The organism is Pseudomonas sp. SWRI18 (genome assembly GCF_014268345.1).
Taxonomy (GTDB): domain Bacteria; phylum Pseudomonadota; class Gammaproteobacteria; order Pseudomonadales; family Pseudomonadaceae; genus Aquipseudomonas; species Aquipseudomonas cedrina.
Window position 1 is genome coordinate 1 of record NZ_JACCQQ010000026.1, and the last position, 22,289, is coordinate 22,289.

At 62.7% G+C, this 22,289-nt stretch carries 18 protein-coding genes; 5 read left to right on the forward strand and 13 right to left on the reverse strand.

Features of this window, described 5'->3' with window-relative positions; translation table 11 throughout:
- Window positions 1-289: hypothetical protein (locus H0Z09_RS27420; protein WP_238340294.1), on the reverse strand; the 289-nt coding region annotated here is incomplete at its 3' end.
- Between the two features lie 28 nt (window positions 290-317).
- Between H0Z09_RS27420 and mrdA the strand changes: the two genes are divergently transcribed.
- From mrdA to H0Z09_RS23430, 5 genes are all read left to right on the forward strand, one after another.
- Window positions 318-2,210, forward strand: a complete 1,893-nt coding sequence (gene mrdA / locus H0Z09_RS23410; RefSeq protein WP_186693849.1) for a penicillin-binding protein 2 — start codon at window positions 318-320, stop codon at window positions 2,208-2,210.
- 227 nt (window positions 2,211-2,437) lie between these two features.
- A complete protein-coding gene (locus H0Z09_RS23415; protein WP_186693850.1) occupies window positions 2,438-2,914 on the forward strand; it encodes an SRPBCC family protein in 477 nt (158 codons plus the stop codon).
- Between the two features lie 97 nt (window positions 2,915-3,011).
- Window positions 3,012-5,369: a DNA polymerase II gene (locus H0Z09_RS23420; protein ID WP_186693851.1), complete on the forward strand. Its 2,358-nt coding sequence runs from the start codon at window positions 3,012-3,014 to the stop codon at window positions 5,367-5,369.
- A gap of 24 nt (window positions 5,370-5,393) precedes the next feature.
- Window positions 5,394-6,026, forward strand: a complete 633-nt coding sequence (locus tag H0Z09_RS23425) for a glutathione S-transferase (RefSeq protein WP_186693853.1) — start codon at window positions 5,394-5,396, stop codon at window positions 6,024-6,026.
- Between the two features lie 164 nt (window positions 6,027-6,190).
- Window positions 6,191-6,769, forward strand: a complete 579-nt coding sequence (locus tag H0Z09_RS23430) for a DUF4174 domain-containing protein (protein WP_076954729.1) — start codon at window positions 6,191-6,193, stop codon at window positions 6,767-6,769.
- A 58-nt stretch (window positions 6,770-6,827) separates the two neighbouring features.
- Here H0Z09_RS23430 and H0Z09_RS23435 read toward each other — a convergent pair whose 3' ends face one another.
- The 12 genes from H0Z09_RS23435 to H0Z09_RS23490 are packed head-to-tail and all read right to left on the reverse strand — an operon-like array spanning window position 6,828 to window position 22,191.
- On the reverse strand, window positions 6,828-7,856 hold the full coding sequence (locus H0Z09_RS23435; protein ID WP_186693855.1) for an acyltransferase family protein: 1,029 nt from the start codon (window positions 7,854-7,856) through the stop codon (window positions 6,828-6,830).
- Between the two features lie 43 nt (window positions 7,857-7,899).
- Window positions 7,900-9,309, reverse strand: coding sequence for a murein biosynthesis integral membrane protein MurJ (gene murJ, locus H0Z09_RS23440; protein ID WP_186693857.1), 1,410 nt, complete (start codon window positions 9,307-9,309; stop codon window positions 7,900-7,902).
- Window positions 9,309-10,736 carry an O-antigen ligase family protein gene (locus H0Z09_RS23445; protein ID WP_186693972.1) on the reverse strand — a complete coding sequence of 476 codons (1,428 nt, stop codon included), beginning with the start codon at window positions 10,734-10,736 and terminating at the stop codon, window positions 9,309-9,311. Before H0Z09_RS23445 ends, murJ begins: the two co-directional genes overlap by 1 nt.
- A gap of 2 nt (window positions 10,737-10,738) precedes the next feature.
- Window positions 10,739-11,842 carry a glycosyltransferase family 1 protein gene (locus H0Z09_RS23450; protein ID WP_186693859.1) on the reverse strand — a complete coding sequence of 368 codons (1,104 nt, stop codon included), beginning with the start codon at window positions 11,840-11,842 and terminating at the stop codon, window positions 10,739-10,741.
- Entirely contained in the window at window positions 11,833-13,050 is a 1,218-nt protein-coding gene (locus tag H0Z09_RS23455; protein WP_186693861.1) for a glycosyltransferase family 4 protein, read from the reverse strand. The genes H0Z09_RS23450 and H0Z09_RS23455 overlap by 10 nt, the downstream gene beginning before the upstream one ends.
- 8 nt (window positions 13,051-13,058) lie before the next feature.
- Window positions 13,059-14,387, reverse strand: coding sequence for a cellulase family glycosylhydrolase (locus H0Z09_RS23460; protein WP_186693863.1), 1,329 nt, complete (start codon window positions 14,385-14,387; stop codon window positions 13,059-13,061).
- A complete protein-coding gene (locus H0Z09_RS23465; protein ID WP_186693865.1) occupies window positions 14,377-15,567 on the reverse strand; it encodes a glycosyltransferase in 1,191 nt (396 codons plus the stop codon). The genes H0Z09_RS23460 and H0Z09_RS23465 overlap by 11 nt, the downstream gene beginning before the upstream one ends.
- Complete coding sequence (locus H0Z09_RS23470; RefSeq protein ID WP_186693868.1) at window positions 15,567-17,558, reverse strand: exopolysaccharide transport family protein; 1,992 nt, start codon at window positions 17,556-17,558, stop codon at window positions 15,567-15,569. Before H0Z09_RS23470 ends, H0Z09_RS23465 begins: the two co-directional genes overlap by 1 nt.
- 14 nt (window positions 17,559-17,572) lie before the next feature.
- Window positions 17,573-18,349 (reverse strand): polysaccharide biosynthesis/export family protein, encoded by a 777-nt coding sequence (locus tag H0Z09_RS23475; protein WP_169374623.1) that lies wholly within the window; start codon window positions 18,347-18,349, stop codon window positions 17,573-17,575.
- Window positions 18,350-18,378: 29 nt separating this feature from the next.
- Window positions 18,379-19,290: a glycosyltransferase gene (locus H0Z09_RS23480; RefSeq protein ID WP_186693870.1), complete on the reverse strand. Its 912-nt coding sequence runs from the start codon at window positions 19,288-19,290 to the stop codon at window positions 18,379-18,381.
- Window position 19,291: 1 nt separating this feature from the next.
- Window positions 19,292-20,752, reverse strand: coding sequence for a mannose-1-phosphate guanylyltransferase/mannose-6-phosphate isomerase (locus H0Z09_RS23485; RefSeq protein ID WP_186693872.1), 1,461 nt, complete (start codon window positions 20,750-20,752; stop codon window positions 19,292-19,294).
- Window positions 20,752-22,191 (reverse strand): undecaprenyl-phosphate glucose phosphotransferase, encoded by a 1,440-nt coding sequence (locus tag H0Z09_RS23490; protein ID WP_186693874.1) that lies wholly within the window; start codon window positions 22,189-22,191, stop codon window positions 20,752-20,754. Before H0Z09_RS23490 ends, H0Z09_RS23485 begins: the two co-directional genes overlap by 1 nt.
- Window positions 22,192-22,289: the final 98 nt, after the last annotated feature.

The following is a 22,289-nucleotide window of genomic DNA, read 5'->3' on the forward strand; positions in this document are numbered from 1 at the left end:
AGTGTGGGGTTTCCCCATGTGAGAGTAGGTCATCGTCAAGATTAAATTCCGAAACCCCATTTGCGAAAGCAGATGGGGTTTTGTTTTGGGCACTCGGAAACTTACGCAGAAAAATAGCCTGCGATATTGCTGGCTTAGCTATGCGTCTTCTTGTGCGAGCAGCCTGCTGCACCTTGAAAACCGCTGTTCCAGCATGCCGCCGGGGAAATCGATACAAAGTGTTTCTGCATTTTTTGGTATGGTGCAGCACATTTTCAGGGATTGAGCTTTCATCCGCAGGAAGCGGCATCGACCTTCTTCAACGAGATGCTGTAGAAATGCCCGAACCGATACCCATCAAAGATCACGAAAAAGAAAACCGCCTGGTCAACAAGCGCCTCCTCGCCTGCGCGCTGCTGGTGATTGGCATCACCTGCGCCTTGGTGGGGCGCATGTATTTCCTGCAAGTGGTGCAGTACGACTACCACTCCACGATTTCCGAGAATAACCGCGTCCACGTGTTGCCCATCACACCCACGCGTGGGCTGATCTATGATCGCAACGGCGTAGTGCTGGCCGATAACCGCCCCAGCTACAACCTGACCATCACCCGCGAGCGCACCAGCGACCTCAAAGGTGAACTGGATGCCATCGTCAGCTTGCTGCACCTGCCCGCCGAAGACCGCGCCGTATTCGACAAGGCGCTGAAACAGGCGCGCCACCCCTTCGTGCCCGTGACGTTATTCTACGAGCTGACCGAAGAACAGATCGCGCTGCTGGCCGTTAACGAATTTCGTCTGCCAGGGGTGGACGTAGAACCGCAATTCGTTCGCCATTACCCCCTTGGCGCCCACTTCGCTCACTCCATTGGCTACGTAGGACGGATCAACGAGAAAGAATCCAAAGCCCTCGATTCGGTGGAGTACCGCGGTACCCAGTCCATCGGCAAGACCGGTATCGAGCGCTTCTACGAATCCGAGCTGCATGGCCACGTAGGCTATGAAGAAGTCGAGACCAACGCCCAAGGTCGCGTACTCCGCGTGCTCAAGCACACCGACCCGATCCCCGGCAAAAATATCGTGCTGAGCCTCGACGTACACCTCCAGGAAGCGGCGGAAGACGCCCTGGGCGATCGCCGCGGCTCGGTGGTTGCCCTCGACCCGCAGACCGGAGAAGTGCTGGCCATGGTCAGCAAGCCGAGTTTCGACCCGAACCTGTTCGTCACCGGCATCAGCTTCAAGGAATATGCCGCGCTGCACGATTCCATCGACCGACCACTGTTCAACCGTGTCCTCAGAGGCCTTTACGCCCCCGGCTCGACCATCAAGCCGGAAGTCGCCATTGCCGGCCTCGACAGCGGTGTTGTCACGCCGCAGACCCGCGTGTTCGACCCCGGTTACTACCAACTGCCGGATTTCGACCATAAATACCGCAACTGGAACCACAGTGGCGACGGCTGGGTGGACATGGACGCAGCCATCATGCGCTCCAATGACACCTACTTTTACGACCTGGCCCATAAACTGGGCATCGACCGTCTGCACGACTACCTGGCGGAATTCGGCCTGGGCCAGAAAGTGTCGCTGGATATGTTCGAAGAGTCAGCCGGTCTGATGCCCTCCCAGGCCTGGAAGCGCGCCACACGCCGTCAGCCCTGGTTCCCGGGAGAAACCGTAATCCTGGGTATCGGCCAGGGCTATATGCAGGTCACACCGCTGCAGTTGGCACAGGCCACCGCATTGATTGCCAACAAAGGCGTGTGGAATCGACCGCACCTGGCCAAGACCATCAATGGCGTGCCGCCAGTCGATGAAAACCCCATGCCTAACGTTGTCCTCAAGGACCCGCGCGATTGGGAGCAGGTCAACCATGGTATGCAACTGGTTATGCATGATCCACGCGGCATCGCCCGCGCTGCCGCCCAAGGCGCGCAATATCGCATTGCCGGCAAGAGCGGTACGGCGCAAGTGGTGGCGATCAAGCAGGGTGAGCGTTACAACCGCGAAAAAACCTTGGAACGCCACCGCGACAACGCTTTGTTCGTCGGCTTCGCTCCGGCTGAGCATCCGAAGATCGTGATCTCGGTAATGATCGAAAACGGCGAGGCCGGTGGCCGCGTCGCCGGCCCGGTGGTACGCCAGATCATGGACGCCTGGTTGCTCGATCAGGACGGCCACCTCAAACCGCAATACGCAACGCCGACTAAAGCGCCTGGAGATCCGAAGGTTTAATTCAATCCCACCGCTCTACGCCGTGATCGGCAAGCCAGGACACATCACGGGCCGTCCAGGTGTGTCCAACCGGTCCACGTCATAACGCACGCCTTTGCAAAAGCAACTTCCATTCAACGGGCCAGTCATAACCTATTACCGGATCAGGGACGGGGTCATCATCATTGCTTACAACCCAAGGTTGCGCATTGTTTGATGTCGCCTACTGTCAATGGAGGAGGTGACTTATGCACGTATTGGATCGCATAGAACGGAAAGTCCTGCTCAACGCGCCACGTAAACAGGTGTGGGAAGCGCTCACCGATGCCGAAAAATTCGGCCGTTGGTTTGGTGTCGCCCTTGAAGGCAAAACCTTTGTTGCCGGGCAAACCATCGAGGCGCAGATCACTTATCCGGGATACGAACACGTGGTCTGGAAGGCCAGGATCGAACGTATCCTGCCGCAGACGCTGTTCTCTTTCTGGTGGCATCCGTTTGCGGTAGACCCAAACATCGACTACGACACGGAAACCCCGACGCTGGTGGAATTCACCCTTGAAGATCGCGCGCCGGGTATCTTGCTGCGGGTGGTTGAATCGGGCTTTGACGCGGTGCCCGGAGCGCGCCGGCAAAAGGCCTACAAGATGAACTCCCGCGGCTGGGACGAGCAAATGGGCAATATCGAAACTTACCTCAATCAGGCGGGCCCCAAACGGACACCGTGATTGCGGGTGGCTGTGGCTGGGTGAGCGTTAAGCTGCTGCATTTGCGCGGATGCCGAGTAGAATCACGCCCTGAGAGCGATTCCTGAGGTGCGGTACGGTGGATTTACAGCAGGGTTTTGTCCTGACCCGGCATTGGCGCGATACCCCGGCGGGCACGGAGGTCAGCTTTTGGCTGGCGACCGACCAGGGCCCTAGGTTTATCCGCCTACCCGTGCAGACCTCGGTGATGTTTATCCCCGAAGCCCATCGCAAGCCACTGGGTTGGCTGCTCAAGGGCGAGCGTGATATCGAGCTGCGCCCATTGCAGCTATTGGATTTCCATCACCGCAAGGTGCTGGGCCTGTACACCCGCCAGCATCGCCAGGCCATGGATGTGGAAAAGCGCCTGCGTGCCGCCGGTGTGGATGTCTACGAGGGCGATGTGCGCCCGCCCGAACGCTACATGATGGAACGCTTCATCACCGCGCCGGTGTGGTTCGGCGGTACGCCTGACGCAACCGGCGCCTTGCTGGAGGCGCAGATGAAACCCGCGCCCGAGTACCGCCCGCCATTGAAGCTGGTGTCCCTCGACATCGAAACCACCGCCCAGGGCGATTTGTATTCCATCGCCCTCGAAGGCTGCGGCGAGCGCCAGGTATACATGCTTGGTCCGCCGAACAAAGCCGACGCCGTGGACTTCAAGCTCGACTACTGCGACACCCGCGCCCAACTGCTCGAACGCCTCAACCAATGGCTTGCCCTGCACGACCCTGATGCAATCATCGGCTGGAACGTGGTGCAGTTCGACCTGCGCGTGCTTCACGAACATGCCCAGCGCCTCAATGTGCCGCTCATGCTCGGGCGTGGCGAAGAGCCGATGGCCTGGCGTGAGCACGGCAGCCGCAATCACTACTTTGCCGCTGCGGCAGGGCGTTTGATAATCGATGGCATCGAAGCTCTGCGCTCGGCCACTTGGAGCTTCGAGTCCTTCAGCCTGGAGAACGTCGCGCAAACCCTGCTGGGCGAAGGCAAGGACATCTCCACGCCGTATCAACGCATGGACGAAATCAACCGCATGTTCGCCGAGGACAAGCCCGCCCTGGCGCGCTACAACCTAAAGGACTGCGAGCTGGTCACGCGGATTTTCGAGAAGACCGAACTGCTCAAGTTCCTGCTCGAACGGGCCAGCGTCACCGGGCTGCCGGCTGACCGTAACGGTGGCTCCGTGGCCGCGTTCACCCATTTATACCTGCCGTTGATGCACCGCCAGGGCTTTGTCGCGCCGAACCTGGGCGACAAACCACCCCAGGCCAGCCCCGGCGGCTTTGTCATGGACTCACGCCCCGGCCTCTACGAATCGGTACTGGTGCTCGACTACAAAAGCCTCTACCCCTCGATCATCCGCAGCTTCCTGATTGACCCGGTGGGCCTGATCGAAGGCCTCAAGTACCCCGACGACAGCGACTCGGTCGAAGGCTTTCGCGGTGCGCGCTTTTCCCGCACCCGGCACTGTTTGCCGTCCATCGTTGCGCGGGTCTCCGAAGGCCGGGAAGTGGCCAAGCGTGAACACAACGCACCGCTGTCCCAAGCCCTGAAAATCATCATGAACGCCTTCTATGGCGTACTCGGCTCCAGCGGCTGCCGTTTCTTCGATACACGCCTGGCCTCCTCGATCACCCTGCGCGGGCACCAGATCATGCGTCAGACCCGCGAACTCGTTGAAGCCCAAGGCTATGAGGTGATCTACGGCGACACCGACTCCACCTTCGTCTGGCTCGGCAGTGCGCACACCCAGGAAGAGGCCAGCCGCATCGGCCGCGCGCTGGTGCAACACGTCAACGACTGGTGGCGCGAGCACCTGCGCACCGCGTTCGGACTGCAAAGCGCCCTGGAACTGCAATACGAAACCCACTTCACGCGTTTTCTCATGCCCACCATCCGCGGCGCCGAGGAGGGCAGCAAGAAGCGCTACGCCGGCCTGGTGGTGCGTAGCGATGGCAGTGAAGAAATGGTCTACAAAGGCCTGGAAACCGTGCGCAGCGACTGGTCGCCCCTGGCGCGCCGATTCCAGCAGGAACTCTACGAGCGCATTTTTCATCGCCAGCCCCATCAGGACTACATACGCGACTACGTCGCCCGTACCCTGAGCGGCGAGTTCGATGAGCTGCTGATCTACCGCAAGCGCCTGCGCCGCCGGTTGGATGACTACGAACGCAATGTGCCGCCCCATGTGCGCGCCGCGCGCCTGGCAGACGAATACAACGACCGCCTGGGGCGCCCGCGTCAGTATCAGCGTGGCGGTTGGATCAGCTATGTGATCAGCGTCAACGGCCCGGAACCGTTGGAGGTACGTCAAGCGCCCATCGACTACGATCACTATGTCACCCGGCAATTGCAGCCGGTGGCCGATGCGATCCTGCCGTTCGTGAATGACGACTTCAGCACCTTGGTCGGCGGGCAGATGGGACTGTTCTAAAACACGCGTGAAGGAGCAACGCCTATGTACACGCTTTACGGTATTGATGAATCCGGCTCGTGCATGATCGAAATCGCCCTGCAGCGTTGTGCGGTGCCGTGGCGGCGGGTGGACGCGGCCTCCTGGGCGGAGGGTGAGGGCAGTGACGAGCTGGCCCGCATCAACCCGCTCAAACAGGTGCCCACCCTGGTCACCCCCGATGGCGAGGTGCTGACCGAAAGCGCAGCGATCCTGATCCATCTGGGGCTGGCATTTCCGGCCTCAGAACTGCTGGCCGGCAACCGCGCGCAGATCTTGCGCGGCCTTGTTTATATCGCCGCCAATTGCTATTCGGCAATCGGCATCATCGATTATCCGCAACGCTGGTTGGGCGAGGCCGATCAAGCGGTGCAGGCGCAACTGGCCACGGGTACGCGGCGCTATCTGCATCAGGCCTGGGTGATGTTCGCCAATCAGTTCGCCGACCAGCTGTTTACCCCATACAACGTGCCGAATGCGCTGGGTATCATGGCGGCAGCGGTGTCGCGTTGGGACGAGGCTAGGGAGGCACTGAGTGGCCTGGCCCCAGGCTTTGCCCAGAGCCTGGCGCGGGTGGATGCCGACCCCATCGTCGCGCCCGTATTTGCGCGGCATTGGCCGCAGTGGAAGGCCTCATGATGTCTGCGTAATCGGTGGAAACAACGACAGTCGACCCCAGCAAGCCGGCGCGTAGCGGGCGTTCTGACCTACGCTTTCTTAGAGTGGTGTAGGAATCATCCTTGAATTTGACGGTCGCAGACATGAAACTCAAGAACCCTGCATGGAATTCAAAGGAGGTGCGCATGCTCATCCGGTCGCTGACCCTGGCTACCTTGATGGCTTTTACGGGGCCGCTGTTGGCTGCCGATGATATCAACCCGCTCAAGCAGGACTTGGGCAAGGCCCGGCCGCTGGTGGTGGTTGAGCTTGATTCCGGCAACGACACCCTGGCGACCCTCAAGAAACAGCTGGACGAGCCTGCTACCCAGCAGTCCTTTGAAGAGCGAGCCATGGTGCTCTACACCGTGAAGTTCGGCAGCATCGGCGCCGAAGGGGAGAAGTTCGCCAAGGACCCCAAGGACAACAAAAAGCTCACGCCGCCGGAAACCAACGCACTGATCCGCGCCCTCAAACTCGGTGCCGGCAGCGGTACCAAAGTGATCCTGGTGGGCAAGGACGGCGAGAAGAAGCTCGAGAAGACCGTACCGCCGGATACGCTCGACCTGAAGGCATTCTTCGCTGCCATCGATCAGATGCCGATGGCGGAAAAAGAAGCGGCCGCCGCAGCGGAACCTGAACCTGCCGCACCGGCTCCCGCTCCCGCCAAAGGCGCCAAGCCAGCCAAGCACGGCGCCAAGCCAGCCCAGCAACTCGACGACTGAAATACAGAACCACTGTGGGAGCGGGCTTGCTCGCTCCCACATTGGATCTCCAGTGTTGTCAGGTTGCAGCGTTTGCTCCACCCGGCTTACGCACCGGAAACGGAAAGTAGAAAAACCGCAAAAACCCCACCCGCTTGATCACTTCCCCGATCAACAACGGCACCACTACCGCCACCACAAAACCGACACACGCCGCGACAAATGCAGGCAGCCCCACACGCTGCATCAGGTCAAAGGTCTTGTGCTGAATCTCCCCATGAAAGATCAGCAGGATCAGGGTCGACTGGCCGATATAGGTCATCACTCGGGTGATCAGCGCCGAGGCCATGAGCACCCGCGACAACGCCCAGCACGCATACACGCCAATCGCCGCCAATAGGCTGGTCCACAGCCAGTGATCGTAGCGCCGCTGCGCGAGGTCCATGGTGTCGCCTCGGTAAAGAAATATCGCCGCGAACAATACGGCCGATACCAGCAGGGTCACCACCGAACCCGCATGGGCGCGCAGCCAATGGCGCAGCAGGTAGCCGTAGACAAAGCAGCTGCCACTGATCAGCGTGATATCCAGGCTGAACGGCAAGCCTGGCAACACCCAGGTGTGCCCGCCCAGCGTGACCGGCAGTTGCCAGAACCAGGGCAGCATCCAGATGCCGATCAGCAATGGCACCAGCATCGCCAGGCAACTGACCGCCAACGGCAGGCGCGCGATCAAGCGCAGCACGACCCAACCGAACAGGATCGCCACCCAGAAGTGCGGCAAAAACCAAAGCGCCTGCCAGGGAATGGTGTTCACCGAGGCGTACAGTACGCCGCCGATATCCGGCAGCAGCGGCTGGCCGCGCAGGATGCTGCGCACGATCACATAGGTGAGCATGGTGAAGAAAAACGGCTTGAGCAGGCCGTCGGCCTTGCGCACCGCCATTTCCACGAAGGGCTGTTCAGGCTTGAAAAAGACCCCGGACAGAAAGAAAAACAATGGCAGTACAAATGACGCAAGCAGCGGGTAGAGCACGTCCGGGGAGGATGCGACAAACCAGCTGTGGGCATACACGATCACCAGGATGCCGATGCCTTTGGCGATATCCATTTGTATCCAGCGATTTTTCACCTGCATGCCCCCAATCGTTTATTCATGTTTTGCGCCACGGCTTGAGCCACAGGCCCATGCCCAGCAACACCGTGGCGCCGGCCAAAGTACTCAGCCCCAGCTGCAGCCATACGGCCTCAACCTGAAACAGCGCCAGTGCCGACGCGCCCATCAGCACCGCGCCGAGCAACCAATGCCGCGCCCAGGGCAGGGCGCCGAGCAACGCCTGGCGCTGCATCAGCAGCAACGCCGTGCAGATCACCCCCGCCAACGCAGCCATGGGGATACCGGCCAGGCCGAACACAAAGGGCAGGGCGCCAAGCAGCAGCACATTGACCAGGCTACCGAGCAACTCGCAGCGCAACGGCTGGCGCGTATCGCCGGCAGCGTAGGCGTAACGCGCAAGCAAGGCGTTCCAGGCGCCGAACACCAATGGCACCGCAAACCAGGCCAGCAGCAGCGGCAACGGCGAGTCCGCCGATTGCTTGGGCAGCAGCAACGCCACCAGGCTCGGGGCTGCCGCGATCAGGCCGACGCCAGCGGGCAAGGTCAGCATGCTGGCGGTTTCCAGGCCGCGCTTGAGCAGGGCCAGGCGCTCATTGCCCTGGCGGCGGCTCATCATGCCCAGCAGCACCTGGTTGAGGCTCATCAGTGCAATCAGCGGCAGGTTCATCAACTTGCGCGCCAGGTTCACCCAGGTCACCGCACCTTCTCCCAGCAACGACGCCACCAGCCGCTCGACCAGCGCCAGGCCCTGGCTCGCGCCGTTGCTCAACAACAGTGGGCCGATGCGCTGGCCCAGTTCCCGCAGCGGCGTCCACGACCACTGCCAGCGCCACGGCCGCCAACCCAGGCGCCACATCGATGGCAGCAGCGCCAACGGCATCAGCAGGCTGCCGGCCAGGCACGCCAGGGCCAGTGAATGCGGCTGGCTGGCGGTGCCGGCCAGCGCGAGGTAGGTCACCGGCGGCAGGTTGAACAACAACGAACCCAAGCCCGCCAGCACAAACCGCTCGCTGGCCTGCAGCGGCACGCTGAACAACGCATGCAGCATGAGCCCCGGCACGCACCAGGCGACCACCTGCAAGTTACGGCTGGCGAGCGCCAGGGCACCGTCCGCCAAGCCCGGCCCGAGCAGTTGCACCAGCCACGGCGCCAGCAGCGTCAGCAGCAGGCTGATGACCAATGCAATCAGCAGCAGCGCCGCAAACAACACCGCCAGCCAGCCCAGCCGCTCGTCGCGCTCGCGCACCAGATACAACGGCAGCGCCGCTGCGCTCAGCACGCCACCGGCCAGTGACATGCGCAGCGCCTCCGGCAAAAACACTGCGATCAGAAACGCATCGCTGCGCTCTCCCGCGCCCCAGGCCGCCACCAGCAGCCATTCACGGGCGAAGCCCAGGCACAATCCCAGCAGCGTCGCCAGGGTCAGCCAGACGGCGGAGCCGAGCATCAGGGCTGTGCGCCATCAAGCTGGGGTTTGTGATACGCCACGCGGTTCACCTGGGGCAGGCGCGCCGGAAACAGTCGGCGTGCCTCCAGCACGTTGATCCCCACCATCAGCCAGAACAGCGCGACCATCACTACCGCAAAGCTGAAGTAGTGGTCGAACAGGCCACTGACCAAGGCCGAGAGAATCCCGGCGGTGGTGCCCAGCCACAGCGCATTGTCCTTGGTCAGGCGAATCGGGCCGCTTTGCGGGCGCGCTTCCCGCCACCAGCGCAGAGTCACCGCCACAAAGAACAGCATGCCGACGATGCCGGTCTTGTAGATGAAGTTCAGCCACAGGTTGGAGATGCCCAGCAAATCCGTGCCTGGCACCGGCGGGTCAACTTTGAAGCCGATGCCGAATGGATACGCCAGCACCGCCTGGGGAAACATGCGGTACTCGTCGAAACGCACTTCGGTACTGGCGTTGTCCGACGAAAAAATCGTTGCCAGGCGTTCCTGCAACGGCGGGTAAGCCATCACCAGCGCCACCGTCAGCGCCGCGCCGATCATCAGCAAGCGGCCGGTGTAGGGCACTCGGCGCGTGGCCATCCACATCAGCACCAGTGCCAGGCTGACCATCGCACCGCGGCTGCTGGCCAACAGCAAGGCCGCTGCGCCGAGGCACGCCACGCTCAGGCCCAATGCGCGTTTCCAACCCTGCTCGGTCATGCCGAAGCAGAAGGCCAGGGGCAGCAGCAACGCCATGATCCCGCCGATGGCATTCGGGTGCATCCACGGCGAACCCATGCGCGAAGACATGGCCTCCAGGCCGAATTTCAACATGTCGAAGTTGCCGTAGTTGAACAGCGCCAGAATCGGCGCAATGCCGGCCCCGGAACGCGTACGCACAAACACCCCGATCGACAGCGCCAGCATCGCCAGGCTGCCCAGCAGCAAGGCGATCACCAGCGACTCGCGGTGTTTGTGGTCCACCAGCAATTTAGCGCAGAGAAATACCGACGACAGGCTCAGCAGCCAGCGCAACCAGTTGGCCACGCCGCTGGTGTCGGCGTGCACGCTGACCTGGCCGACGATAAACGGGAACACGCTGAACAGCATCAGCCACAGCAGCATCTGGTCGGTGGGACGCAGGCCCAGGCTTGGCGTATCGGGCAGGCGCGCGATGAAGCTGTGCCACAGCACCGCGCCCCAGGTCAGCGCCAGGATCGCTTCGCTGACAGTACTGCGAATGCCCAGGTTGACCGTGGAATAGGGCATGAACGTGGCAACCAGGGCAAACAGCACCAGGCCCCAGAACGGAAACCGCAGGATGGTCACCGCCCCGGCCAGGCCGACCACGGCGAGGAAGGCCTTGGCCGGCGACAGCAGCAGCGCGAGGGCGCCAAACAGCAGGCCGAAGAGAATCGCGACGAGGCTGGTCAGGTTCAGGCTCATTTGAGTTCCTCGATCAGCTCGGCCAGGCGCCGCCGATAGGCATGATGGTTGAAGCGTTCCGCCCACTGCCGGCGTTGCGTGGGCGAATCTTCATCGGCGCGCTCGCCCAAGCCGATCATCAACTGCGTCAGCGCCGGGCCATCGGTGGGCGAGAAGCGCGGCGCCGACGGAGGGGTGATTTCATCCAGCGACGTGCCGCTGGCCACCGCCACCGGGGTGCCGACGCTCAGGGCTTCGATCACCGGCAAGCCGAAGCCTTCGGCGTACGACGGTTGCCACAGGCGTGACGCCTGGCGGTACAGCGCATGCAATTGGGCATCCGACACACCGCTCAGCGCGCGAATCCCCGGCAGTGTGCGCTGGGCTTCGGGCAAATGCTCCAGGCTGCCCACCAACACCAGCTCCGGCACGCCGGGCGACTGGCGCCGCGCCTGCTGCCAGGCCTGCACCAGAAACGGCACGTTCTTGCGCAGCTCGCGGGTACCGACCAGCAACCAATAGCGCTCGGGCAAATTGTGGGCACTGAGGTCTGCGGCCAGTTCGGAAAAGCCATCGACTTGGTTGGGCAGCACCCGGATCTTGCCTGCAGCCTTGGGAAACAGCCGCGCGGTTTCGTCGGCGCTGTATTGCGACGGTGTCCATACGCGGTCGGCGCTGTGCACCGCATAAGCAATCGACAGGCGATCGCTGGTCTTGTAGATCAGCGCCTTCAACCGGTTGGCGTGGTAGTTGTCCAGGGTGATCTGAAACAGGTCGTGCAACAGCACCACACTGCGCAGCCCTTTGGGCTTGGGCGGCAGTGGCAGGCCCATGTTGAACGTGCTGATGTACAGGTCGATGCGCTGTTCACGCAGGGCGCGCGGCAGGAAACCGGCCTCGAAGCGCAGGCGATTGTGCGGCTGGTGCATGGCGGTTTTCGCGCAGCCCCAGTCCGGGCAGTGCGCCTGCAAACGGCTTTCATCGCCCAGGGGCGCCACGGTGAACCGCTCAAGCTCGATGCCCGGCAGGCTGTATAAGGCGCTTTCCAGCGCGTACACCTGGCGGCTGATGCCTGACTGCGGCGAGGTGCCGACGGTGCGGTAATCCAGGCCTACACGCATGCGGGCTCCTTTTGATTCAACGGTGAAAGGGTCGCGTACACCTGCTCAAGCTGGCTGGCGGCAGCGCTCCAGTCATGGGCGCGGCGCACATAGGCGCGGCCCGCTTCACCCATGGGCGCGGCGGCGTCGGGAAATTGCAGCAAACGCACCACGGCGTCCGCCAGGCTCGTGGCAGTTTGCCCGCCAAGGTAGTCCAGGCCTTCCACCAGGTCCAACCCCGATACGCCTTGCTCGGTGCTCGCCAATGGCAGGCCGGCCGCCAGCGCTTCCAGCACCTTGAGCTTGGAGCCGCCGCCATGGCGCAGCGGCGCGAGGAACACCGCACAGCTGGATTGCAGGTTCAGCAGGTCCGGCACAAAACCTTGCCATTCGATGCGCGGGTCCTGCCAGCGCTCGCGCCAACGGGCCGGCATGCCGAAACCACAGACGCTCATGCGCGCATCCGGGCAGCGCTCCCAGACCTTGGGCAAGATCTCATCCAGGGCCCACTCGATAGCGTCCACATTCGGCGCGTATTCATAGTTACCCAGGAACAGCACGCGACGCGTCGACGGGTCGGGGCGGGCGGCAGCGAATTGATCGCAATCCACGCCGTTGACCACCACCGACACGGGTTTGCCGGCGATCTTGGCCAGCACCTGCGCATCGCTTTGGGTCACCGCCACCACGTGGTTGGCCTGGCGCATCACTCGACGTTCCCAGCGGGCGTAGCGCCATTGATCGTAGCGAATGAACGGCAGCGCCCAGTTCGGCAAACGGTCGTAGGTTGCGGCGCCAAGGGCTGATTCGACGTTGTGCTCAGTCAGCACAAAGGCCTGGGATTTACGTGCCAGGGCAGCTTCGTACGGCTGGAAACTGTAGCTGTGTTCGATCTGCACCACGTCCCACTGCTCGTCCAGCAACCCATTGAAAGTCTCCTGCAGTTGGCGCGACAGCCCATTCACACTGGCGAGCAGCGGGTAGGGCGCAAACAGCCCGGCCAGCAGCGTCGTGACGCTGCGCAGCGGGCGGCGCGGCAGGACGATCAACTGCTCGAGAAACGCTTCCAGCACCTGGCGGTCTGCCGGTGACACCGGGTGCTTGTCATGCAGCAGCAAAGTGATCCGATGCCCCCGCGCGGCCAGGCTGCGCAGCAGGTGGTACTGGCGCGTCTTGCCGCCGCTGGTGGCGGGCCAGGGTGAGTAGGGCAGGATCCATAAAATGCGCATGGCAGGCCTCAGTCCCATAACAGAATTTGCAGGTTCGACTTGACCGGCAAGGTCAGGCCGTTGGTACCGCTCAACGGCGTTTGCGTGCCGCGCAGCGGGTCGTACAGGGTGGCGCTGGCCAGGCCCGGCAAGTGCGCGCTGCCGCCTTCGGCCGACCAGAAGAACCACAGTTTGCGGCCGTCGTTGCGGGTCCAGCCGATGCTGAACAGGCCGTCGGGCAACTGGTCGGCCACGGGCGGATCGCCGGGCGTGAGCTGCGGCCCGCTGACCTCGAGGAAATTTTTCAGCGCGGTGTAGGCGGGCTTGGGGTTGGCGTCGATGTCGAGCAAGCCGTATGACTGGTCGCGCACGCTGGCGCGCTGGTCGAGGTCGCTCAGGGTGAACAGGAAAATCTTGTCGTAATCCATCGCGCTCATCAGCGCCAGGCGCCGCACGATGTAATCGGCCTGGCCTTGCAGGGTGATGATGTCCTGGGCGTCCTTGGGCCCGGTGTAGGTCGACCAGCCCCACTCGGTGCTCCACAGGGTTCGCACGCCGCCGTTGCGCAGGGCCTGGTTGAGTTGGGTGGTCTTGGCGATGAAGTCCAGGTTGGCCGGGTCGTTGCCTTCGGGCAATTGGGTGTAGGGGTGGTAGGAAATCACCGTGTTCAGGCGGGCCACGCCGAGTGCGCCCAGGGCATCGAACAGGGTCTGGCCGTTGGGCATTTCGCTGAAGAAAGCCATGCCGGCAGCGACCACGGGTTTATCCGGGTTCACCGCGCGCAGTGCGCTGGCCGTGGCGCTGAGCAGCGCGGCGAAGCCGGCCGGGTCTGCGGCCGGGCGCCAGAAGCCCAGCAGGTTCGGCTCGTTCCACACCTGCCACGCGTCAACGCTGGGGTAGCGCTGGGACAGCAGTGCCATACGGTTGGCGAACACCGCCGGATCCTTGGGCGGGTATTGGTCCTGATAAGGCGCACCCGGCGGCGCTGTGGTGGCGAAGGGCGCCGAGCCCACCAGGTAGAACACCGACTTGAGCTGGTTGTCCTGCAACTTGCCGACCAACTGGTCAAGGGTCGCGACCTGATACTGGTGCTCGGCCGGCTCCAGCTGATCCCAATGCAGATCCAGGCGTACCCACTCCAGGCCCAGGGCCTTGAGGCGGTCGATCTGCATCTGATAACGCGCGGGGCTGAACCACAGGAACTGCGCATTCACCCCCAGAAAATCCTTCCACACCACCACCTTGCTGCCCTTGAGCACATGGTTTTCGGCGTCGGCCGGGCGGCCCCAGAAAAATGCGCTCAGGCCCAGAGCGGCGACCACTGCAACGCTGGCGAGGTAGGTTCGTTTACGTGCCATAAGGCGCCCCCGCGATGGCTTGCTTAAAGAGTTGTTTGAACTGCTGCGCGGTCAGCGGCCATAGGCGTTCGCGACCGATCTCGCCGGCGCGCTCGGCCCAATCGCGCGCCAGCAACGGGGTGTGGGCCAGGCGCAACAGCTGCGCGCTGAGCGCCGCCACATCGCCTTCGGGATAGATGGCGCCGTTACCGCTGGCGACTTCCTCGGCAAACGCGCGCGCATCCGAGGTGATCGCGCCGCGCCCACAAGCGGCGGCCCAGGACAACGCCCCGCTGGTGCCGCGCTGACGCCCCAGCAGGCCGAGTTTTTTCGATTCGCGATACGGCAGCACCATTACATGATGGGCCTGGATGGTACTGGCGATTTCATCGGCCGGCAGGTTCAGCCGCCAGTCGATGCAACCGGTCAGGCCCAGGGAGGCGATCTGCGCGTTCAACTGCTCCAGGTAGTTACCGCCCGCGCCAAACGCCATTTCCGCGGCGGTGCCGCCAGCCAGGGTCAGGCGTACGCGGTCGCGCAATTCAGGGGCTTGCTCGAACACGTTGGCCAGCGCCTGCACCAGGTCTTCGATGCCTTTGCCGCGGTAGATGAAACCAAAGTACAGCAGGTGCAGTGTGTCGAGCGACGGCAGCGGTGCCGATGCAATGTCCAGGTTCGCATGGTGGATAACCGCCACTTTGCCGACGGGCAAATGCATGCGTTGGCGCAGGCAGTCAGCGCCGAGGCGGGTGAGGGTCACCAGCCGGTTCAGCCCCTTGGCGACCTGGCGTTCTTCGCGCAAAGTCAGCGGGTCGGCCAGCACCACGGCCGCCTGGGGCAGCGGGCCAGGCAGGCGTTCGAGCAGGTTCAGCGGAAACGGCAGATGTTCGCGCCGCCACACGATGCGCTCCGGGTCATGCACGGTGGCGGTCAACGGCAGTCGCGGGTAAGCCTTGCGCAGCTCACGCAAGGCCAGGAATTCCCCCAGCCGCCCGCCGCCCAACTCGGCGTGCACCAGGTCCACGGCTTGCCAGTCAAACCCACTGACAGCCTGTTTGACCGCCTCGCTATTGCCCGCCACGCCGGCCAACGGTGTCAGCACCTTCACACCCACTTGTTCCAGCGCCGAGCGGAAGTGATTCGCGTAGTCGGCGATCCCGTTTTTTTCCGGCGGCAGGGGGGCGAGCAGGGCGATGCGCATCAGAACGCCCCCCGGTATTTGCCGATGGTCTGCAGTACCTTGCCTGGCACTTCGAACTTGCGACGGTTGATGATAATGCCGTCCACCTTGCCGAACGCGGTGTTGAGGATCGACAGCGCATGCTCCACCACCGGCACGGTACTTTTGCGCGCTTCCACCACCAGCCCGATCAGGTCGGCGCGGCGCAGCGCAACAAACGCGTCGCGGTTGGCCAGCAGGGCCGAGGCATCCAGCAGCACCACTTCGCCGGGCGCAGCGGCTTCCAGCCCGCCGACCCGCACGTTTACACCGTTCTCATGCAGCAACTGACGCAACTGTTCCACCACAAAGGTCACGCCTTCACCGTGGCGCGCCGAGGTCAGGCCCAGCGTCAGGCCCTGCTCGGCGATGCGGGCGGGCTGCAGCAGGCTGTACAGCCGGTAGATACTCGCATTGAACACGTTGGCGCTTTGCGCGGTGCTGGTGTCCAGCTCCGGCAGGGTGGTCCACAGTGGCAGGCCGAACTTGCGCTCCACCAGGCCACCGTCATGGATACGCTGGTCGAGCAGGTAGCACAGGTAGATCACCAGCAGGCCGACGACCATGGCAAACGGCACCGCCAATATCAGCATCACCAGGGTTTTGGGGAAGATGCGGCCCGGGTTCAAGGTGGCTTCTTCGATCACGGCGATGTTGCTGATCTGGCTGTTGTCCAGTTCACGGTCGATGCGCGACTTTTCCAGGTTGTCGACGTACAGCGCATAGTTGCGCTCGGTGGTGCTCAGCTCACGAGAAAGGCGCGTCAGCTCCGGCTCGATTTCCAGGGCTTGCTTGCGCTGCGCTTCCAGGTTCACCAATTGTTTTTGCTGTTGGACCAACTGGGTGCGCAGCGCCAGGTTGTTACTGGTTTCATCCAGCAGCACACGCTGCAAGTGGATTTCCAGGGTGTTCGGCGCGCGGTTCTCCGAGGCCTGCACCGTGTTGCTCTCATTGGCGACCTGGACCTGCATCGCACGAATCGACGCATCCAGGGCTTTGACCGGCGGCGCATTGTCGGTGTAGGTGCGCATCATGTCGGCCTTTTCCAGCAGCTTCTGGTTCAGCAGCCGGCGCAAATCCTGCTGCTGCGGGTTCAGTGCAATCTGGCGTACCGTGGTGACTTCCTTAGGCTGGCCCTTGAGTTGGCTGCGTGTACTCTGGATGGCGCTGTCGGACGAGGCGATCAGGCGCGTGGTGTTGAAGGTCTCGCCGCGCAGCACGTTGATGCGCTCGGACAAGTCTTCCAGGCGATCGGTGATGCTCGCCGCGCCGATCTCGTTCAGGTGCGTGAGGATCTGCTGTTTGTAGCTCTGGATCTCGGTGGCGCTGTTGGCCGCCTGGCCCTCGTAGAAAGCGTACAGGCTCTTGCGCCCCAGGGCCTGGGTGCGTTCGTTGATGTAGGTCTCGACCCAATCCTTGACCACGGCCTGGGCCATTTGCGGGTCGCCCCACGTGAAGCTGATGTCCATCACCGTGGAACCGGCGGCGTGGCTCACTTCAAAGTTCTTTTCCAGGGCGGCGGCCAGGCGCTCCACCGGGGTGGTTTTTTCAACCACGCCGACGGTTTCCAGTACCACGCGAATACCATCGAACACCGCTCCCACGCCGCTCTTCACGTAATATTTGGTGCGCTTCCAGAAGCCTTCCGGCGGCGGCGCGTTATCGATCACTTCCAGGTAATGCTCAGCCACTGCGCGCACGATCGGGCGACCGGTGAGCAGGCGCTCTTCGTCGACAATCGGGTCGCGCTGGGTGCTGGGCATCACCAGCGCCTGGCGGTTGCTGATTTCGATCGGCAAGGTCGAATCGCGGCCCGGCTTGACCAGCAGGCGTGCAGTGGACTCGTACTTGGCCGGCAGCAGGAACGCCCCCAGCAGGATGATCACCAGCGCGGCTATCGCCGCCAGCTTGAACTCCTGGCGGAAGATGAAGAACAGACGCAGCAGATCACGAAAAGAACGGATCTCGATCATGGGATGTCGCTCCTTTAATTAGTGCCGCCGCTGGTGCGGGTGTAGTTGTAGCCAACCCCGATGGACTTGGTGAAGGGGATCAGTTGGTTCAGGTAGGTATCCACGCCCTGGATACGTTCGCCCACATTGGATTTGGGCACGAACACCACGTCACCGCGCTGCAGGCGCACGGGTTTGCGCCCGTTGGCACCGGTCTTGAGCAACTGGCTGAAGTCCAGGAAATAAGCGCGATAGGCGCCCTGGGCGTCTTCGCGCAACAGCGCGACCATGCTTGCATTACCGGCCGGGCTGACCCCGCCGGCGCCGATAATCGCCTGCTCCAGGGTGTTGGCCGTGGCGATCTGCACCGCCGTCGGGTTGTTCACCGCGCCGCCGACGATCACCGAGTTGGCCGGTGCCTGGTTGATGTTCACCGTCACGCGCGGCTCGCGGTACACCGGCGCAAGCTTGTTGCTCAGCTCCGTCGCCAGTTCCGAAGGTTGGCGACCGGCCACCTGGATCGGTCCCAGGAACGGGTAGTTGATCATCCCGTCGGTCTGCACCGTGTACAGCGTCAGCTCGTAGATGGTGCTGACGTTGAACGCCGACAGCGTCGGCATTTCACCGGCATCGCGCACGATGCGCAGCTGGTCGCCCACGCGGATGCGCTCCACCGCCGGCGGCAGCTGGGCCAGCTGGTCGAGGGCGCGTTTGCCTTCCTCGACGGTCTTGCCGTCCGGCGGGACGATGCGCGCCGGCGTATTGCAGGCGGCCAGGGCCATCATGGCCACGACGAGCAGGGTTCGTTTCATCAAGGGGGGCTTCCTGTGGGTCATGATGCTCACTTCCAATAACCGGGAAACATGCTGATACGCCGCTTCAGGCCCAACGGCAGGCGGCGCTCCAGATGGCCCAGCCGATAGCCGAGCCATTTGAATGCACTGCGCACCAGCACTTCGGGGACGCGGTGCAAGGCGCCGGCCTTGCGCAGGGCGGCGAGTTCAGCCAGCACGTAGCGCTTGCCTTCGCCACCCGCGTCGCCAAAGGCCTGCTTGATCCACGGCTCGCGGCCGTAGAACACGCCAATGTCGAAATAGCGGTGAAACTCATCCATGAGCTTGTAATCGTGGGAGTGATGCACCAACGCCGTGGCGGCGTAGCGCACGTTGTAGCCTGCAAGCAGCATGCGCGCCGCGACAAAGGCGTCTTCGCTGCCGATCACATCCGCCGGGAAACCGCCTACTGCCTGCAGCGCACTGCGCCGGTACACCGAGAACGAGTCGGAACTGAAGCAAGTCTTGATCCCCAGTTCCGCTGCGTCGGCCAGGCGCTTGCTGCGGCTGTGCTCCGGGTAGTTGAAGTGCCGTGATTGCGCGCCCAGCACACCGGCATCGGGGTGCGGCAGTTGGCGACCGTAGGCCACGCCGTTGAGCGGGTCCTGCTGCAACTCGGCGAGCAGGTTGGCGAAGGTTTCCGGGGTGGCGGGAATCGCGTCCTGGGTCATCACGATCAGCGCGTCGCCGCCCACTTGTTCGCTGGCCCAGCGCCGGGTGCCGCCATGGTTGAAATCGCGCGCGTCGATCACCTCGACCCGTGCGCCGAACTCACGAAAGCGTGCCACGGTGTCATCGCTGGAGGCGCTGTCCACCACCAGCATCTCGTCAGGTTGCAGGGTTTGCATCTCCAGTGCCGGCAGCAGGCGCGCCAGGTGGCTGGATGCGTTACGGGTGGGGATGATCAGGGACGTGCGCATATTATTTCTTCACTTCAGCCGGCGCGCGGCCATAAATGTCGTCGAAGCGCACGATGTCGTCCTCGCCCAGATATTCGCCGCTCTGCACCTCGATCATCACCAAGTCGATGATGCCGGGGTTGGTCAGGCGATGTTTGTGCCCGGCGGGGATGTAGGTGGACTCGTTGGCGTTGATCAAAAATTCGCGCTCGCCGTTGGTGATCTGCGCCGCGCCGCTGACCACCACCCAGTGTTCGCTGCGGTGATGGTGCATCTGCAGCGACAGCGACGCCTGGGGCTTGACCACGATGCGCTTGATCTTGAAGCGGCTGCTTTCCTCCAGCACGGTATAAGTGCCCCATGGCCGGGTGACGGTGCGGTGCAGGCTGTATGCCGGATGGTTCTGGCGCTTGAGCTCGGCAACGATGTAGCGCACATCCTGGCTGCGATGGGCGTCGGCGATGAGCAGCGCGTCGGGGGTGTCGACGATGATCAGGTCACGCACGCCCACGGCGCCCAGGACGCGCTTGGGCGAGTCGATGTAGCAGTTGTGCACGTCATGCAAGATCGCTTCGCCATTGACCTGGTTGCCATGGGCGTCGCTGGGGGTGAGCTGGCGCAGGGCTTCCCATGAGCCGATGTCGCTCCAGCCAATGTCGCAGGGCACCACGGCGACCTGCCCGGACTTTTCCATCAAGGCTACGTCGATGGAAATATCCGGCGCGCTGCCGAAGGCGTCCGAATCCAGTTCGCGCTGGCGCGAGGTTTTGTTCTGCAGGCTCTGGCTGTGGTCCAGCGCGGCACGGGCGGCGTCCAGTACATCGGGCGCATGGGTGGCCAACTCGTCTACCAGGGTGCTGGCCTTGAAGCAGAACATGCCGGCATTCCACAGGTGCTTGCCGCCATCAAGGTAGTCTTGGGCGGTGGCCAGGTCAGGTTTTTCGACGAAGCGTTTGACCCGGTTGCCCGTGCCCAGCTTGTCGCCTTGCTCAATGTAGCCAAAGCCGGTTTCCGGGTGGTCCGGCTGGATGCCGAAGGTCACCAGGTAGCCGGCTTCGGCCAGGTCGCGGGCCTGGGCGACGGCCTCGGCAAACGCCACTTCATTGAGGATCAAATGGTCGGCGGGCATTACCAGCAGCTGCGCATCGCCGCCGAAATGTTCCTGCACATGCAGCGCCGCCACTGCAATCGCCGCTGCGGTGTTGCGGCCGAACGGCTCCAGCAGCAGGTCCAGGGGCAGGTGGGCCTTGTTGACCAGGCGATAGTCATCCAGGGTGCGAAACAGCAGGTCGCGGTTGGTCACCGTCAACACACTCTCCACCCCAGGCAGCTTGGCGGCGCGCTGGAAGGTTTTTTGCAGCAGGCTCACGCCATCGCGCATGCGCATGAACGGCTTGGGCATGTTCTGCCGGGACACCGGCCACAACCGCGTGCCCGAACCACCGGAAATGATGCAGGGAATCAATCCGTTGAGTGTATTCATCAATAGACTTCCTTGGTGGAAAGGACGGCCGGAACTGTCATGAAGACGATGTACAAGTCAAACCACACCGACCACTTGGAGATGTATTCCAGGTCGTACTCGACACGTTTCTGGATTTTGAACAGGGTGTCGGTCTCGCCCCGGTAACCGTTGATCTGCGCCCAGCCGGTGATGCCCGGCTTGACCCGGTGTCGCGAACTGTATTCGCTCACCGCCACTTCAAAGGGGACGCCTGCCGCCTTGGTCGCGGTGGCGTGCGGGCGCGGGCCGACCATGGACATGTTGCCCAGCAGCACATTGAACAGCTGCGGCAGCTCATCGATGCTGGTCTTGCGGATGATGCGACCGACCCGGGTAATGCGCGGGTCCTCGCGGGTGGTCTGGCGCTCGGCGCTGAAGTCGCTCTGGTCGGTGTACATCGAGCGAAACTTGAACACGCGGATTTCGTTGTCGTTGTAGCCGTAGCGGTTCTGCCGGAACAGCACCGGGCCCTTGGAGTCGAGCTTGATCGCGATCGCCGTCGCCAGCATGACCGGTGACAGCGCCACCAGCGCCAGGCTCGCCAGCAGCAGATCCTCGCAGCGTTTGATCACCGGCGACCAGCCGCGCAGCGGCAACTGGGAGGTGTTGAACATCAAAATGCCGCCCACATCGGTGATTTTGCTGTGGCCGTAGCGCAGCGCGGCCATGTCCGGCACCAGCATGACGTTCACCGACAACTGCCGCAGGCGGTTGACCAGCCCGTGGATGCGCTGCTCGGCAGCCCAAGGCAGGCAGATCATCACCTGGTTCACCTGCTGGGCACGGATCAGTTTTTCCAGGTCGCGGGTGTTGCCCAACAGGGGCAGGTTGCTCAGTTCCTTGGGAATGCGCTCGGTGCGGTCGTCGATAAAACCGACCAGGCCGGAACGGATATCACCGTTGCGCAGCAGGTGATCGGCCACGTGCACGGCGGTGTCGGTAAAACCCAGGATCACCGTGCGTTGCAGGTATTTGCCTTCACGCATCAGCTTGCGGTACAGGCGCAGCATCAACAGCCGTTCCAGGCAGAACAGCGCCAGGCTGGCGACGTACCACGTCACCAGGTTGCGCGGCGTCAACTGCGGGAACATCTGCAGGATCTGGTACATAAACAGCAGGATGCAAAACGCCGCCGACCAGGCTTTGATCTTGGTTTTCAGGCGCAGCCGGTTGCTGAACAATTCTTCGGAATAGATGCCCAGCGCCTGGAACAGAATGATGGTCAGCGCCGCAAAAAACACCAGCAGACCCAAGAAATGGGTGCGCAGCTCAGGGGCTATCGGGTCCAGGAAAAGCACCAGGACCAGCGGGGGTAAAATGGCCGAGAGGCCATGGATCAACTTGACGAAAACAACAAAGAACTCAACAAAACCGGCGCGTGTTAGAAACAAGCTGTCGACGGGCGACTTCTCTCGCATAAAACATCCCTCATTGCACTCCAGACTTCTCTGTTCGAGTGTTTGTTCATAAAACAGCGGGCTGCTTTAGAACCTGGGTCGAACGACTACTTCTGGGT